12 protein-coding genes are annotated in these 16,468 nt (G+C 65.4%); 6 read left to right on the top strand and 6 right to left on the bottom strand.

The window, feature by feature from the left end; translation table 11 throughout:
* Positions 1 to 153: 153 nt before the first annotated feature.
* Positions 154 to 3,015, bottom strand: a complete 2,862-nt coding sequence (locus tag ACP693_RS09175; protein ID WP_426017385.1) for a TonB-dependent receptor — start codon at positions 3,013 to 3,015, stop codon at positions 154 to 156.
* Between the two features lie 345 nt (positions 3,016 to 3,360).
* Here ACP693_RS09175 and ACP693_RS09170 point away from each other — a divergent pair, with 345 nt between their 5' ends.
* The gene (locus tag ACP693_RS09170; RefSeq protein ID WP_426017387.1) at positions 3,361 to 4,914 is read left to right on the top strand and encodes a carboxylesterase/lipase family protein; all 1,554 of its coding nucleotides are present in this window, start codon (positions 3,361 to 3,363) and stop codon (positions 4,912 to 4,914) included.
* Here the strand turns inward: ACP693_RS09170 and ACP693_RS09165 are convergent.
* From ACP693_RS09165 to ACP693_RS09155, 3 genes are all read right to left on the bottom strand, one after another.
* On the bottom strand, positions 4,911 to 5,855 hold the full coding sequence (locus tag ACP693_RS09165) for an alpha/beta hydrolase (RefSeq protein ID WP_426017388.1): 945 nt from the start codon (positions 5,853 to 5,855) through the stop codon (positions 4,911 to 4,913). The two genes, ACP693_RS09170 and ACP693_RS09165, sit on opposite strands and share 4 nt — an antisense overlap.
* A 144-nt stretch (positions 5,856 to 5,999) precedes the next feature.
* Positions 6,000 to 7,286 carry an MFS transporter gene (locus tag ACP693_RS09160; protein WP_426017390.1) on the bottom strand — a complete coding sequence of 429 codons (1,287 nt, stop codon included), beginning with the start codon at positions 7,284 to 7,286 and terminating at the stop codon, positions 6,000 to 6,002.
* 88 nt (positions 7,287 to 7,374) lie between these two features.
* Complete coding sequence (locus ACP693_RS09155) at positions 7,375 to 8,214, bottom strand: 2-keto-4-pentenoate hydratase (protein ID WP_426017392.1); 840 nt, start codon at positions 8,212 to 8,214, stop codon at positions 7,375 to 7,377.
* A gap of 170 nt (positions 8,215 to 8,384) precedes the next feature.
* On the opposite strand from ACP693_RS09155, the gene ACP693_RS09150 reads away from it, so the two are divergent.
* Complete coding sequence (locus ACP693_RS09150; protein ID WP_426017394.1) at positions 8,385 to 9,434, top strand: LacI family DNA-binding transcriptional regulator; 1,050 nt, start codon at positions 8,385 to 8,387, stop codon at positions 9,432 to 9,434.
* 43 nt (positions 9,435 to 9,477) lie between these two features.
* Here the strand turns inward: ACP693_RS09150 and ACP693_RS09145 are convergent, their stop codons facing one another.
* Complete coding sequence (locus ACP693_RS09145) at positions 9,478 to 10,140, bottom strand: RpiB/LacA/LacB family sugar-phosphate isomerase (RefSeq protein WP_426017396.1); 663 nt, start codon at positions 10,138 to 10,140, stop codon at positions 9,478 to 9,480.
* 172 nt (positions 10,141 to 10,312) lie between these two features.
* On the opposite strand from ACP693_RS09145, the gene kduI reads away from it, so the two are divergent.
* The 4 genes from kduI to ACP693_RS09125 all read left to right on the top strand — a co-directional run bounded on the left by kduI (position 10,313) and on the right by ACP693_RS09125 (position 14,900).
* Positions 10,313 to 11,158 carry a 5-dehydro-4-deoxy-D-glucuronate isomerase gene (gene kduI, locus ACP693_RS09140; protein ID WP_426019591.1) on the top strand — a complete coding sequence of 282 codons (846 nt, stop codon included), beginning with the start codon at positions 10,313 to 10,315 and terminating at the stop codon, positions 11,156 to 11,158.
* Positions 11,159 to 11,180: 22 nt separating this feature from the next.
* The gene (gene kduD, locus ACP693_RS09135; protein ID WP_426017397.1) at positions 11,181 to 11,939 is read left to right on the top strand and encodes a 2-dehydro-3-deoxy-D-gluconate 5-dehydrogenase KduD; all 759 of its coding nucleotides are present in this window, start codon (positions 11,181 to 11,183) and stop codon (positions 11,937 to 11,939) included.
* Positions 11,940 to 11,960: 21 nt separating this feature from the next.
* Positions 11,961 to 13,004: a PfkB family carbohydrate kinase gene (locus ACP693_RS09130; protein WP_426017399.1), complete on the top strand. Its 1,044-nt coding sequence runs from the start codon at positions 11,961 to 11,963 to the stop codon at positions 13,002 to 13,004.
* A 252-nt stretch (positions 13,005 to 13,256) separates the two neighbouring features.
* Positions 13,257 to 14,900: a pectate lyase gene (locus ACP693_RS09125; protein ID WP_426017401.1), complete on the top strand. Its 1,644-nt coding sequence runs from the start codon at positions 13,257 to 13,259 to the stop codon at positions 14,898 to 14,900.
* A gap of 44 nt (positions 14,901 to 14,944) precedes the next feature.
* On the opposite strand, the gene ACP693_RS09120 is transcribed toward ACP693_RS09125, so the two are convergent.
* Positions 14,945 to 16,447 carry a UxaA family hydrolase gene (locus ACP693_RS09120; protein WP_426017402.1) on the bottom strand — a complete coding sequence of 501 codons (1,503 nt, stop codon included), beginning with the start codon at positions 16,445 to 16,447 and terminating at the stop codon, positions 14,945 to 14,947.
* Positions 16,448 to 16,468 lie beyond the last annotated feature (21 nt).

The following is a 16,468-nucleotide window of genomic DNA, read 5'->3' as shown; positions in this document are numbered from 1 at the left end:
TACACAAATCATTGAAGTTTAAAGCGCGCCGCGAAACCACTCGCGCTCGCTGTCGCCTATCGCGCACAAGAAAAAGAGGCGGCCTTTCGACCGCCTCTTCCAAAATGATTTATCATTGAAAGGCCGAGCCGCCGCAGCGGCTCGGCCTTCCGATCAGAAGCGATACCGCGCGCCGACGTAAACCTGGCGACCGGTGTGGTGATAGACGTAGGTGCTGTCACGCGAGGTGCCGATGTCGCCGTGGTTCTGGCGGTTTTCCTCATCCGTCAGGTTCAGACCCTCGACCGAAATGCTCAGATTGTCGGTGAGGTTGTAGGAGGCCGAAGCATCGATCGTCGTGGTCTCGGTCTTGCCCTGATACGGGATCAGGCCAGTCGCACCGTTCGACCCCGGAACGTTCTGGAAATAGGTGTCGCGATAGGCGGCGGAGACGCGGGCGTTGAACTTGCCGTCGTCGTAATACAGCGTCGCATTCCAGGCGTTCGGCGACAGGTTTACCAAGTCAGCCGTGACGAAGGCTGCGCAGGTCGCTGTTACGCAATATTGGATCTCGGACTCGACGTGCGTGTAGTTCAGTTGAGTGCCCAGGTTGGAGAGCAGGCCCGGCAGGAACGAGAAGGTCTGCTGATAGCTTATCTCAAAACCTTTCAGCGGCCCGCCTGGCGTATTGGTCGGCGTACTGAACTGATAGGTGTCGCTTGCGGGTCGTGCGCCGGCCGGGAATGCAACCGGATTTAGCGTCGTCAGTTGGCTGTAGGACAGCGGCTCCGTCGTCGTCTGCACGTAGGTCGAAATGTCCTTGTAGAAATAGGCGAAGGACAGCAGAGCCTCAGGCGCGAAATAATACTCGACCGACAAATCGTAGGTCGTCGCACGATATGGCTCCAATTCCACATTGCCGAGCGACGCCGTGTTGGTGGCCGCTCCGACTGCGCTCAACGTAAAGACCGGCACGAGGCTGGTGACCGGCGGTCGCGCCATCACCTTGGCGGCGCCGACGCGAACGATCAGATCCTTTATTGGTTCGATCGAGATGTTCAACGATGGCAGGGTGTCGTCGTATTCGTTCTCCCCCCTCACCGGCGTGGCGACGCCCCCGACATTGGAATAGCCTAGGGCATCAACCTCAGTCTTGACCTGACGAACGCCGACGTTGCCTCGGAACGGAACCCCTATCACTTCGGTGTCCCAGTCCGCCTGAACATAGGCGCCGGTGTCGGTCTCGGTCACATCGCGCCAGTTGCCGTAGGTCGACGTGTTGCCGTTCAGGCCGATCAGACGGAAGTCGCCGCCGGCTACGCCGGTGTCGCAGTTGCAGTTGTAGTTCCAAACGGACTGAAGCGCGGCCAGATCGGGACGGACCCAGGAGGTCGCGGAACTCGAAGGCAGGTCAAGGTTACGGCCGAAGCCTTCGAGCAAGTTCGTGACCGACGCCATCGTCGTCCCCGCCGGAAGGGCCGGAGAGCCATTCGCGTTGTTGGGGCGCGCGAAAGCTCGGCTGCTGGATTCATATTCCTTCCGGCTGACGCCGGCCTTCAGGGTTAGCCAGCTGCTAAGATCAAACTCGAAGCTGGCTTCGCCCGTCGTATAGACGTTGTCTTGGAAGTTGGAGCTGATGCGAAGTTCCGAACGCGGCTGGGTGCCGGTCGGCCCGACCACGCTCCACTGTGTCGGATCCGCGACGTTGAAGCCCCAGTTGATCGCAGGCAAATCCCGGTTCTGGCGGAAGTCGTAGGAATAGCCATCGACGTTCTGGCGGTCGATGATGGCGCTGACCTGAACCGGGTTGGCGAAGCTGGATTCGGCGCGACCGATCAGACCATCGAAACGCAGCCGATCCGAGAACTCATGCTTGACCCCAAAGGTCATCTGCTTGAACTCGGTTTCCAACTCGTCGAACCGCTGCTCGCTGCGGATGTCCATATCGTCGAGCTGGGCGTAGATCATCTCGCCGGTGTCGGGATCGACTTCGAAGTTGACGATATCGACCTGCGGCTTTCCGCCTTGGTCAGCGCCGCGGCTCAGCGACCAGGCTTGCAGGAAGTTCTCGCTACGGGTCGAGTCGAGCTTGGAATACAGCATATCCAAGGTGAAGAGCGTCGGACCGTTACCCGGCCGCGCCTGCAACGACAGGGTCGCGCCCAGACGTTCCTGGCTATGCTCTAGGCTGCCGTAACGCGGAATACGCGGATGGTAGGTGCGTGCGGCGTTGGGAAGGACGCTGCCATTCTGAAAACCGCCGTCGGCGCTGGCAGGGCCCCAGCGGACCGAGCTGAAGCCCTCTTCCAGGCTGTCGCGTTCGCTATAGGCGATGGAGAACAAGGCGCCGAGCTGATCGTCGGCCCAGGTGTTGGACACCAGTGCGGCGAAGCGCGGGCTCCAGTCTTGCGACAGGTCGTTGTAACCGTACTGGCCAGACACGGCGCCCTGGAAGCCCACTTTATCAAACGGACGGCTGGTCTGCAGATCGACGGTGGCGCCCAGCGAGCCTTCTTCGACCTCTGCCGAGGCGGTCTTGCGCACCGTGATGTTGTTGAACAGCTCGGAGGCGAAGACGTTGAAATCGAAGCCGCGACCCCGGTTCACGCCGCCCGAGGAGTCGGTCGCGCCGGTCGAGGATTGGGCTTCGATGCCGTTGATGCGGGTGCGAGTGAACTCCGAGCTCAGACCGCGGACGGTGATCGAACGCCCCTCGCCCGCATCGCGGTCGATGGAAACGCCGGGGATGCGCTGGATCGATTCGGCCAGGTTGGTGTCTGGGAAGTCCGCAATGTCTTCGGCGGAAATCGCATCGACGACGCCGGCTTCGCGGCGCTTGATGTTCAGGGCGTTCTGCAAGCTGGCGCGGAAACCGGTGACGACGATGTCGTCAACTTCGGCCGCGTCGTCCTGTTGAGGCGCAACGGCCTCGGCCGTCTGGGCGGCGGCGTCATGCGCCATCATGGCCAGGGCGAGCGCGCCGAGCGACGCGGTGGCGACCAGCGCATGGCGCGCAAATTTGTGGCGTTGGGTCATTCTCTTGTCTCCTCCCAAGTGTGGCGTGCCGAGGATCGAAATGTCCCCGTTCCAGCCGCCCGCTGCTGGCGGGCGACACCGGTGTCAACGCTTGTTTGCCAAGCTGCTGCCACCGGTGTCATAAATGTTTAGCCACACATGTCGCCGTGTGGCAAGAACGTGACCGCCATGATCTCGAATTTGTAATCTAGCGAATACAGCAGTGCTCAGAGGCTTCTGAACCAACGCCCAGCGCGCAAGACGCTGGCGAGAGAAGGGAAGAATGATCTTCAAGACATACACTTTAGTGTCTTACACGCCGATGGCGGTAAGAACGGTGTTCCAGCCCATTGTCGGTGTTGCGACATGATCACCAGACGCTCGGCTATCGCCGCCGGCCTCGCAGGCGCCGCCTTGCCCTTTGCGACCAGAGCTGACTCTCGCGATCCCCAGGTGCGCACAACGGCTGGGCCGGTGGTCGGAATGCGCCGCGAGGGAATCAACGTCTTCAAGGGCGTGCGTTACGGCGCGCCGACCCGACGTTTCCAGCCGCCGGAGCGGCCCTCCACTTGGCGCGCGCCAATCCGCGCCACCGAGTACGGCGCGGCCAGTCCCCAACGCGGCGAGGAGGCGAATCAGAGCGAGGACTGCCTGTTTCTGAACGTCTGGACGCCGGGGACCGACGCCGGTCAACGGCCGGTGATGGTCTATATCCACGGCGGCGCCTATTCGAGCGGGTCAGGATCGGACCCGCTGTATGACGGGACGCGGCTGGCGGCGCGCGGCGACGTGGTGGTGGTTACCTTGAACCACCGGCTGAACGTCTTCGGCTATGCCTATCTGGCGCGGCTGGCGCCGGGGTTCGAGGACTCGGGCAACGTCGGTCAACTGGACCTGATCCTGGCCCTGCAATGGGTGCGGGATAACATCGCGGCCTTCGGCGGCGACCCGTCGCGGGTCATGCTGTTCGGCCAGTCGGGCGGAGGCGCCAAGATCGCCACCCTGATGGCCACGCCCGCAGCTCAGGGCCTGTTCCACCGCGCCGCGACCATGAGCGGCCAGCAGGTCACGGCGTCCGGCCCGATCAACGCCACGACGCGGGCGACGGCCTGGCTGAAGGCCCTGGGCTTAACGCCGGACCGGGCGGCCGAGGCGGCGACGATGCCGGTCGAACGCCTGCTGGAAGCGCAGAGCGCCGAGGATCCGATCCTGGGCTTCGGCGGCCTGTATTTCGGACCGGTGCTCGATTTCCGCACCCTGCCCCGCCATCCCTTCTATCCTGACGCGGCGCCTCGGGGTCGGTCGATTCCGATGATCATCGGCAATACCCGCGAAGAGACGCTGGGCTTCATGGGCGACGATCCCAACAATGTCGGCCTGACGTGGGAGACCCTGGCCGCGCGGCTATCGCCCGGCGTCATGCGGATCGACATCATGCCCGAAGCGGTGATCGCCGGCTATCGCGCAATGCATCCCGACTGGACGCCCGATCAGGTGCTGATCGCCGCCACGACGGCGGGCCGGTCTTGGCGCGGGGCGGTGATCGAGGCCGAGGAGCGGGCCAAGGCCGGGGCGCCCGCCTGGGTCTATCAGCTCGATTTCCCCGGCGAGATGGCGTCGGGTCGCAAGGGCGCCTTCCACACCGCCGACATCCCCCTGGTGTTCGACAATGTCGAGGCGGCCGGCTCGCGGACGCGGGGACCGGGTGCGCAAGGCTTGTCCGACCGGATGAGCGACGCCTTCATCGCCCTGGCCCGCGACGGCGATCCGAACCATGCCGGACTGCCGCGCTGGGACCGCTATGAGCTGCCGCGCCGCCAGACCCTGCTGATGGACGTGCAGCCGCGCATGGCCGACGACCCGCGCGGGGACGAACGAGCCTTCTTCTCGACCATTCCCTATATCCAGCCGGGCACCTAGAGCGCGAAATCAAATCGAGCAGCCCAGGCGCGGACCAGATCGGGCCAGACCTGGGCGGGCTTGCCCTGGATCAGGCGGACGCCGAAGCCGTGGCCGCCTTCCTGGAACAGATGCGCCTCGGTCGGGACGGCGGCGGCCTTGAGCGTGGTCAGCAGTTGCAGGCTGTTCTCGACCGACACCGAGGCGTCGTCGATGGCATGCAGCAGGAAGACGGGCGCCGCGCCCCCCCAGTTCATCCGCTGCAGAGAATAGGCCGCGATGCGCTCCGGCGACGGCGTCTCGCCCAGCAGGTGGGTGCGCGATCCGGCGTGGACATAGGGGTCCGCCATGGTCGCCACAGGATACATCAAGACGGTCAGGTCCGGGCGAAGCGACAGGGCGTCGGCCGCGTCCGTTGGCGCATAGGTCGCATCCTTCCGCGCACTGGCCAGACCCGCCAGATGCCCGCCGGCCGAAGCGCCTAGGACGGCGATCTTCTTCGGATCGACCCCATAGTCGGCGGCCTGACTGCGGATCAGCCGGATGGCGCGCTGCGCGTCCTGAAGCGGCGCATCGGCCCCGGCGGCCCATCCGTCGGCCGGCAGGCGATAGCGCAGCACGAAACAGGTCGTGCCGCTGGCCGCAAAGACGCGCGCGACGTCGTAACCCTCCTTGTCCAGCACCGCCCAGCGATAGCCCCCGCCGGGGATCAGCAGCATGGCCGACCCGTTCGGCCGCTCCGGCCGGAACACGGTCAGGATCGGGTCGGTCGTGTATTGGGCGTAGCGATCATGGAAGGCGGGATCGGTCGAGCGCTCTGGCACGATCGGCGTGACCGTCACCCCCTCCCCACCCGGCGCGCCGTCAGGCCACAGACGGATGATCTCTGTCGGGTCGGCAGGGCCGGCGCGTCCGCCGTCAGCAATCGTCTGCGCCCGTGCGCCCTTGACCCTCAAGGCCATCCCGGCTCCGGCCGCCAGTCCAAGAAGCGTCCTGCGTTCCATATCCATCGTCGTGCCTCGCATGGTTGAACGGAAAACGGCCAGACGATCGCTCGCCCGGCCGCAATCCTCGATGCGTCAGGGCCTATGCCCCAGCGCCGTTCTTCAGACCTTGGCCGGTTCGTATTTCGGCATGATGAGGTGAATGACCAGAAGCGCGATCAGATAGACAGAACCGGCCACGATGAAGATGGGCGTGTAAGTGCCGATCTTCTCCAGGATCTGGCCGACGTATTTGGAGAAGACCATCCCCCCGATACCGCCCAGCATCCCGCCGATTCCGACCACCGATCCCACGGCCTTGCGCGGGAAGACGTCGCCCGGCAGGGCATAGAGGTTGGCCGAGAACCCTTGGTGCGCCGCTGTGGCCAGGCCGATGATCAGAACTGCGACCCACAGGTTCGACGCCTCTGCGGCGAACATGACCGGCACGGCCAGCACTGCGCACAACAGCATGGTCAGCTTGCGCGCCTTGTTCAGGCTGATGCCCATATGCATCATGCGCGACGACAGCCAGCCCCCGCCCACGGAACCCACGTCCGACAACAGATAGATGGCGACGATAGGCGGACCGAAGGTCTTCAGGTCCAGGCCGTAACGCTTGCCCAGGAAGTCTGGCAGCCAGAACAGGAACATCCACCAGATCGGATCGATTAGGAACTTGCCCGCCGCATAGGCCCAGGTTTCCTTGACGGTCAGCAGCTTGAGCCAGCCCACCTTCTCGTCCGTGTCGGCCGGATCCTGTTCGATATAAGCCAGTTCAGTCGCCGACAGACGCTTTTGCTCGCGGGGCTTGCGATAGACCAGCAGCCAGATCGGCAGCCAGATCAGACCCAGAGCGCCGGTAATGACAAACGCCATTTGCCAGCCGAACGACAGCACCAGAATCGGCACGATCAGGGGCGTGACGATGGCCCCGATGTTGGTGCCGGCATTGAACAGGCCGGTCGCCAGAGCGCGTTCCTTCTTGGGGAACCACTCGGTTACAGCCTTGATGCCGCCCGGGAAGCCCCCGGCCTCACCGGCGCCCAGCACCATCCGGGCCATAATGAAGTGGGACAGATCGCGCGCGCCGGCATGCAGGATATGGCCGACCTGCCAGATGGCGAATGCGATCCCCAGCCCCCACCGGGCCCCGATCTTGTCCATCAGCCGGCCCCAGATCGCATAGAACAGGGCATAGGTGGCCTGGAACCAGAAGACGATGTCGGCATAGTCGGTCTCCGACCAGCCCATCTCGACGGACAGGGTCGGCTTGAGGAAGCCGATCATCTGCCGGTCGACGTAGTTGATGACCATGGCCGCGAAGAGCAGCCACATGATCAGCCACCGGTACTTGCCCGGTGACGGCGCCTTGATCTGGATTGGCGGCGCGACGGAAGCGTCTGACATGGTTATGAAAACCCGTTCCTAAATTTCCTCGACGCGTCCCTGCCCTTTTCCGTCCCTGAACGGCGGCGGGGTGGGCGTCCGATGATGTTTACTTGGCTTCGGCCCTGACGACCGAACAGTGAAGTTCTGCGATACCCTTGAAGATGCACACGGCCTCGTCGCCCGCGTGAACACGGTGGACCCCGGTAACGGCGCCGGTCGAGACCAGCGTGCCCGCCTTCAGCGGACGACCCCAGCGCGCGCAATGCTCCAGCAGGAAGCGCACCGATTCCATCGCGCCGCCGGTTAACGACAGCGAGCCGCCCGTGCCGACGCTGGCGCCGTTGATCACGGTCTCGACCTTGATGCCGTCCAGACGCTCGCGCCAGTTCTCGACCTCGGGACCGATCATCAGCCCGCCGTTGTTGCCGAAGTCGGAAGCCACGACGGCCGAGCCCAGGTCGTTGATCGCCGAGAGAGGGCTGCCGGCCAGTTCGACGCCGATGAAGACCTTGTCCACGGCGGCCGTGGCCTCCTCAATGGTCCAGTCCGTCTTGGCGGGATCGGCGTCGGCGCCGATGCGGGCGATGAACTCCGATTCGACGGCGGCGAACCCGCCCTCGATCTCGGGCAGCGGCACGACGGTGTCGCCGGGCGCGGGCCAGACATTGCGCGCGAAAATGGCGCCGGCCAGGCGGTGGATGCCCAACGTCGGCTGTTGTGCCGGCGGCACGCCGCCCACCTTCCAGCCCACGACCTCGTCGGGGAAGAGACCGATGGCGATGTCCTGAATGGCGTAGGATTCGGCCATGCTTTGGGGAATCGCGCCCGGATAGTCGGGCGTGCAGCGCGCAGCCAGGCGGGCCTCGACGAACTGTCGGGCGATGTCGGCGTGGTCGGCCGACAGGGCGGCGGCCGGACCGGAATCCGGGACGGGCGTCGCGCTCATCGGGCGTGGCTCGCGAATGAAGGGGTCGAAGTCAAAGCAGTCGCCTCGTGAATAAGCTTCGATAAGAGCGGCGAAGGAAACCGGTGTCAATGCGCTTTAGCAACGCCCCATGGCGCTGACGGCGAGTCGCGGCTATGCCTTTGCATTGCACATAGAGAAGGAGCCGAACCTTGGCTCAGGACGATCCGCGATCCGGCAAACCGGGCAAGCGGGCCACGATCAACGATGTCGCCAGAGAAGCGCAGGTCTCCAAGAAGACCGTCTCGCGGGTCATCAACCAATCGCCGTTCGTCAAGGAAGACACGCGCGAACGGGTCAATGCGGTCATCAAGGCCCTGGGTTTCACGCCCGATCCCCAGGCGCGCGGCCTGGCGTTCCGGCGCTCGTTCCTGGTTGGTCTGATCTACGACAACCCCAGCCCGACCTATGTCGTGAACATGCAGCAGGGCGTGCTGGATGCGCTGAAGGGTTCGGGCCTGGAACTGGTCGTCCACCCCTGCAACCGCAACTCCCCTACCCTGCTGGAAGACATCCGAGGCTTCGTCGAGCGTCAGCGGCTGTATGGCGTCATCATGCCGCCGTCGGTGTCGGAGGACGAACAGGTCATCGACCTGTTGCGAGACCTGGACTGCCCCTATGTCCGAATCGCCTCGGTGTCGCTGGACGAGTCGCAGGCCATGGTGGTCACCAACGACTGGATCGGCGCGGCCGAGGCGGCGGCGCATCTGGCGGACCTGGGACACCGGCGAATCGGCCTGGTGCGCGGCCCGGATCTGTTCCGGTCGTCGGCCGTGCGCGGCAAGGGCTTCCTGGACGCCCTGGCCGAGCGGGGCATACCGCTGGACCCCGCCTATGACTTCAAGGGCGCCTATACGTTCGAATCGGGCGTAGAGGCCGGGCACGCCCTCTTGGCGCTTGACACGCCGCCGACCGCCATCTTCACCCTGAACGACGACATGGCCATCGGCGTGATGCAGGCGGCGCGGGATCGCGGGCTGGAACTGCCGCGAGACCTGTCGGTGGTGGGATTCGACGACCTGCCGATGGCGGCGCGGGTATGGCCCAACCTGACATCCGTGCGCCTGCCGATCCGCGACATGGGACGGATGGCGGCCGAGAAGCTGCTGGCGCCGATGCGCGGCGTCGATCCGGCCAAGATGCAGCAGCCGGAAGTCCGCCCGGCCCTGGTGGTGCGCAAGTCCGCGATCCCTGCGGCTTGAAAAAGTCGGTCGGCGCGCGTGATCGCGCGCCGACCTCTATGCCTTAAGCCGTTTCGAGGGAGGGCTTGGCGGCGACAACGCCCTTCAGATAGTCGCGGATGCCTTCGTCGGTAGCGTTGGCGAAAAAGTATTCCTGGAAGCGCTCGCCGGCGATGGCGGCCTTCAGCAGGTCCTGGTCCATCGTCTTCAGCACCGTCAGCATGTCGTGGCAGGTCACGGCCTTCAGGTCGCTGAGCACGCCGCGGTTCTTGCGCATGATCTCGGCCCGCTCCTTGGGATAGCCCAGGCCGCGCTCGCCTTCGAACAGCTTGCGATAGACGTCCTGAAGGTTCAGTTCGGCGGCCCAGCCGAAGCCCTTGGCGTAAGGCATGGCGATGGCGTTGCCGTCATTGATCTGGCCGAACAGGAAGGCGTCGGTCGGGTCGATGATCAAGCCGCAGAAGACGCCCGGCATGGCGTTGGCGGCCAGCATCGAGCCCGTGCCCGTGCCGCAGCCGGTGACGACGAAATCGGCCGCGCCCGAGTTGAGCAGGATGCCGGTCAGGACGCCGTTCATCACATAGGTCAGCGAAGCCTTGTCCTCGGCCGCATACATTCCATAGTGGAAGACTTCGTGGCCCAGGGGCTCCGCGACGGCGGTCAGCGCGGCATGCACCGTCTCGCTTTTGGCGGCCTGGCTGTTTTCGATGATGAGAGCGATCTTCATGGGGGGAATCCTCAAGACGGTGGCGAAGCGATGCCGAACAGATGTCGGCGATTATGGTCTAATCCATTGCATCATAATATGACACCGGTTACCTAGTCTACAGAAGGACGGACGCAAGATCCGTCAGTGGCTCGCGCTGCGAGCTTCCAGGGAGAGCCGCATGTACGACCCCATGTACGACAAGGTCTATCAGGCCACCCATCCGGACATGATGGACGGCGCCTCAAACCAGCAGCTACGCGATCGCTATCTGATCGAGGGCCTGTTCGTTTCGGGCAAGATCAGCCTGAACTATTCCCACCATGAGCGCATGATCATCGGCGGCGCGACCCCGGCCGAGACCGCTCTGAGCCTGCCCACCCATTCCGAGCCGCCGTCGCTGGCCGGCGCCGCGTTCTTGCAGGCCCGTGAACTGGGCGTGGTCAATATCGGCGGGGCCGGTTCGGTCACCGTTGACGGCGAAACGATCGATCTGGGCTTCCGCGACGGTCTATATGTGCCGGTGGGATCGAGGGACGTCAGCTTCGCCTCGAACAACGCCGCCGAGCCTGCGAAATTCTATCTGGTCGCCACCCCGGCCCACGCCCGCTACGCCCTGGCCAAGATCTCCATCGACGAGGCCGTGCCGCTGGAAATGGGCGCGCCGGAGACGTCGAACGAACGGACCATCTACCAGTATGTCGTTCCGGCCAAGGTGAAGTCCTGCCAGCTGCTGCTGGGCGTGACGGTGCTCAAGCCCGGCTCGGTGTGGAACACCATGCCGCCGCACATTCATGACCGCCGTTCGGAAGCCTACCTCTACTTCGGTCTGGGCGAGGACGACCGCGTCTTCCACTTCATGGGAGAGCCGGACAAGTCACGCCACATCGTCGTCGCCGACGGCGAGGCCGTGATCTGCCCGCCGTGGTCGATCCACACGGGCGCAGGCACTTCGAACTACACCTTCATCTGGGGCATGGGCGGCGAAAATCTCGACTACACCGACATGTACAAGCTCGACATCTGTCAGTTGAAGTAATCAGGACAAGAGGAAGAAAAACATGAGCAATCCGTTCGATCTGACCGGCAAGGTCGCCCTGGTGACCGGCGGCAACGTGGGTCTGGGTCAAGGCATCGCCCTGGCTCTGGCCGAGGCCGGCGCCGACATCGTCTCGGTCGCCCTGTCCGATTCCGACGACACGGTCGCCAGGGTGCAGGCCCTGGGCCGTCGCGCCCACGCCATCAGCGCCGACCTGACCTCGATCGAGCCGATCGAGCGCGTGGTTCAGGAAGCCCTGGCCGCCATGGGCCGGATCGACATCCTGGTGAACAACGCCGGCCTGATCCGTCGCGCCGACGCGGTGGACTTCACCGAGGCCGACTGGGACCTGGTGATGAACATCAACCTGAAGACGGTCTTCTTCATGAGCCAGGCGGTCGCCCGCCTGTTCATCAAACAGGGCGACGGCGGCAAGATCATCAACATCGCCTCCATGCTGTCCTTCCAGGGCGGCATCCGCGTGCCCTCCTACACAGCGTCCAAGTCGGGCGTCGCTGGCCTGACCAAGCTGATGGCCAACGAATGGGCCCCGCACCGCATCACCGCCAACGCCATCGCGCCCGGCTATTTCGCCACGGCCAACACCCAGGCCCTGCGCGAAGATCCCGTCCGTTCGGCCGAGATCCTGGGCCGCATCCCGGCCGGTCGCTGGGGCGAGCCGTCGGACCTGGGCGGCGCGGCCGTCTTCCTGGCCAGCCGGGCCTCGGACTATGTCCAGGGCGCCATCCTGCCGGTCGATGGCGGCTGGCAGGCGCGCTGATACCCAGCTAGCCTTGCGACCATGACAGACCACGCCTCATCCAGACGCATCCTCTGCTTCGGCGAGATGCTGCTGCGGTTTTCGCCGAACCAGAACGAACTGCTGATGCAATCCCCCGCCCTGACGATCCGTCCGGCGGGGGCCGAGGCGAACGTCGCCGTGTCGCTGGCCCGCTTCGGCGCGCCAACCGGCATGGCGACGGTCCTGGCCGACAATGCGCTCGGCCGGGGCGTGCGCGACGAGGTGCGCAAGCACGGCGTCGACACCTCGCCCGTCGTCTTCAAGCCTGGGCGGATGGGGCTGTATTTCCTCACGCCCGGCGCCGTGCGTCGCCCGTCGGAGGTGCTGTACGACCGCGGCGGCTCGGCCTTCGTCGAACATGTTCACACCGCCTTCGACTGGGATCAGTTGCTGGACGGGGTCGAATGGCTGCACGCCTCGGGCGTGACGCCGGCGACGGGGCCAAACGGCTCGGCCGCTGCCGTCGCCATCATCGAGGCCGCCGTCCGCAAGGGCGTGATGGTCAGTTATGACGGCAATTTCCGCGGCAAGCTGTGGGAGCAGTGGGCCGGCGATCCGCCAACCACCCTGGGCAAGATGCTGGCCGGCGCCACCGTCGCCTTCGCCGACGACCGCGACTTCGCCCTGGTGCTGAAGACCAGGTTCGACGACCCCGATCCCGCCGCGCGCCGCCGCCAGGCGGCCGAGGCCGCCTTCGCCGCCTTCCCTCGCCTGCAACGCATCGCCTGCACCCTGCGCGTCCAGGACAGCGTCACCGACCAGGCCTTGTCGGCGGTCATGCTGACCCGTGACGGCGACAATGTGATCGAGACCAACGCCGCGCCCCTGCAACTGATCGGCGTGGTGGACCGGGTCGGCGGCGGCGACGCCTTCGCCTCGGGCGTACTGTTCGGTCTGTGGAGCGGATGGTCGGACCAGGAGGCGCTGGACTTCGGCCTGGCCGCCGCCGGTCTGAAACATTCGGTCCCTGGCGACTTCAACCTGTTCACGGCCGACGAGGTGCGCGCGGCCATGGGCGACGGCGGCTTCGATATTCGTCGGTGATGTATCCTCTCCTCTCCACATCGTGGGGAGGGGGACCGCGAAGCGGTGGAGGGGTTCTTGACCGCATCACAGGCACCTCCGATGCGGTGAAGAACCCCTCCGTCACGGCGCGAAGGCGCGCCGAGCCACCTCCCCATCGCTGCGCGACAGGGAGGAGACAGGAGGGCTAGGAAACCGGTGTCAGTCATGCTTGAGTGGCGCTTCGAAACGGTCGCCAAGAGCCGTCCGAGAGAGGTCACACCAGGAGTTCCCATGTCCGTAACGTCCATGAACCGCCGCGCCCTGCTGGCCGCCGGCGCCGCCGCCACCTTCGTCGCCGCATCCGGCCCAGCATTGGCGCAGGCCTCGCCCGAGCGCGCCGCCGTCCTGGACGCCATGAAGCGCGCCGCCCGGTTCATGAGCGAGGAGGCCGCCGTCGAAGGCGGTTACGTCTGGCAGTATCTTCCCGACTTTTCGCGCCGCTGGGGGGAGCTGGAGGCGAGCCCGACCATGATCTGGGTCCAGCCGCCGGGCACGGCTACCGTCGGCCACCTGTTCCTGGACGCCTATCACGCCACCGGCGACGTCTTCTATTACGAGGCCGCCAAGAAGGCCGCCGACGCCCTGGTCAAGGGACAGCACCAGGCCGGCGGCTGGAACTATGTCATCGACACGGCAGGTGAGGAGTCGCTGAAGCAGTGGTACGCCACGGTCGGGGCCAACGCCTGGCGGCTGGAGGAGTTCCACCACTATTACGGCAACGCCACCTTCGACGACGCAGGCACGGCCGAGGCGTCGCAACTGCTGCTGCGGGTCTATTTGGAGAAGAAGGACCGCAAATATCTGGCGCCCCTGAACAAGGCGATCAGCTTCGTGCTGGAGAGCCAATATGAAAACGGCGGCTGGCCCCAGCGCTATCCGTTCGTCCAAAACGGCGGCCTGCACGGGCGCGCAGACTATACGCCCTACATCACCTTCAACGACGATGTGGCGGGCGAGAACCTGGAGTTCCTGATCTATGCCTATCACGGCTTGGCGCGGAACGGCCGGGGCGATGCGAAGATCCTGGACGCCATCAACCGCGGCATGGACATCTTCGTGAAGACCCAGCAGCCGCAGCCGCAACCGGCCTGGGGCCTGCAACACTTCCCCGACACGCTGAAGCCGGCCGGCGCCCGGACCATAGAACCCCAGGCCTTCGTCACGCATGCGACGGGCACGAACATCAAGTCGATGCTGGGCTTCTATCGCCTGACCGGCGACCGCAAGTATCTGGCGCGCCTGCCCGAGGCCATGGACTGGCTGGATCAGGTGGCGACCAAGCCGCCGCTGAACACGGCGGGCCGCACGCACTCGACCTTCGTTCTGGAGGGCGCCAATACGCCGGTCTACATCCACCGACGCGGGTCCAACATCGCCAACGGCCAGTATTACGCCGACGACAATCCCACGAATCTGATCGTCCACTACGGCTCGTTCCGCAACGTGGACACCCCTGCCCTGCGCGCCGAATATGCGCGCCTGTCGGCCCTGTCGGTCGAAGAGGCGACGCAAGGGTCGCCGTTGAAGGCGCGCCCCGGCTCGCTGAACCTGCCAAAATATTTCACGCTTCAGGACGTGGACGTCTGGGACATGTCCAGCGACGCGCGGCGCCTGAGCCGTCCGCACGCCAACCGCGCAGCCGAGGTGATGGCCGGGCTGAACGCGCGAGGCTACTGGTCCACGCCTCTGACCACCACCTCGAACCCCTACAAGGGACCGTCCCCCAGGACGGTGACCGGCGGCGAGTATCAGATGACCCGCGTCGGCGACCTGTGGGACACCTCGCCCTATCAGACCGACTTCCCGGTCGAGGGCGTCTCGACCTCGGTCTTCATCCGCAACATGGGCGACCTGATCGAGGCCCTAGGCGTCTAAGTATCTGGGCGTCTAAGGATCTGGGCGTCTAAGGACTTGGGGACCTAGAGATAGGCCCCCACCTGCCAGGGTACGAATTCATTGTCGCCGATGCCCAAGGCCTCGGACTTGGACTGTTCCCCCGAGGCGACGTCGAGCATCTTCTGGAAGATGACGGCGCCCACCTCGGCCAGGCTGGCTCCGGTCAGGACGGGCGAGGCGTCGATGTCCATGTCCTCGTCCATCCAATTCGCCAGTTTGGCGTTGGAGGCGACCTTGATCGACGGGGCTGGTTTGGCGCCGAAGACAGAGCCCCGGCCCGTGGTGAAGACGATCAGATTGGCGCCCGAGGCGATCTGGCCAGTAGCCGAGCACGGGTCATAACCGGGGCTGTCCATGAAGCTTAGGCCCTTGCCCCGAAGCGGTTCGGCATAGCCGATGACGTCGTTCAACGGCGTCGAACCCGACTTGGCCACCGCGCCCAGAGACTTCTCTAGGATGGTGGTCAAGCCGCCCTTCAGATTGCCGGGGGAAGGATTGTTGTTCAGCTCCATCTGGTGGCGGTCGGCATAGTCGCGCCACCACTCCAGACGCGCGTTCAGCTTGTCCGCCACCTCCTGAGACGCCGCGCGACGCAGCAGCAGGTGTTCAGCGCCCCAGATTTCGGGCGTCTCCGACAGCATGGCCGAGCCGCCGTGGGCGACCAGCAGGTCCACCGCCGCGCCTAGAGCCGGATTGGCGGTCACGCCGGACCAGCCGTCCGAGCCGCCGCATTGCAGGCCGACAGTCAGGTGGGAGGCGGACACCGGCTGGCGTTCGACCTTCGCAGCCTCGGCGACCAGATCGCGGACGACCTCGATCCCGGCCTCGGTGGCGCGGGCGGTGCCGCCGGCCTCCTGAATGGTCAGGATGCGGAGGTGCGGGCCGGATTGAAGGCCTTCGTTGGCGAGCCATGCCGGGATTTGATTGGCCTCGCAGCCCAGGCCGACGATCAAGATCGAGTGGAAGTTCGGGTGTTTGGCGTAGCCGGCCAGGGTCCGCTGCAGCAGGATCACGTCGCTGCTCAGCGACGAGCCGCCGCATCCGCCCTGGTGGGTGAAGGCGACGACGCCGTCCACGCCTGCTGGCAGGCTGGAGTCCGTGAAGGCGTCGGCGATCCGGCGCGCCACGGTGGCCGAACAGTTCACGCTGGTCAGGACGCCGATATAGTTCCGCGTACCGATGCGACCATCCGGGCGGACGATGCCGTTGAAGGTCGCGCCCGACAGCGGCGGCGCGGGCGGGCGTAGATCAGCGCCGACCTCGGCCTCACGCCCGTCCTCGGCCATGGCCAGGTTGTGGACGTGGACGTGGTCGCCGGCGGCGATGGCCGTCTTGGCGCGCCCGATGACCTGGCCATAGCGGCGGACCAGACCGCCGTCCTCCACCGCGTGACGGGCGATCTTGTGCCCTGTGGCGATGGCAGCGCGGGCCGGCGCGTCCAGGCCGTCGGGCGTATCGCCGGTCGCGATGTCGTCCAGGGCGATGGCGACGTCGTCGGCGGGGTTCAGGATCAGGACGCGGCTCACGGCTGCACTCCAGTATGTCCG

The organism is Brevundimonas sp. TWP1-3 (assembly GCF_049896085.1).
Lineage (GTDB): Bacteria > Pseudomonadota > Alphaproteobacteria > Caulobacterales > Caulobacteraceae > Brevundimonas.
Note: the sequence above shows the minus strand (reverse complement) of the source record. Positions and strands in the feature narration are given on the sequence as shown.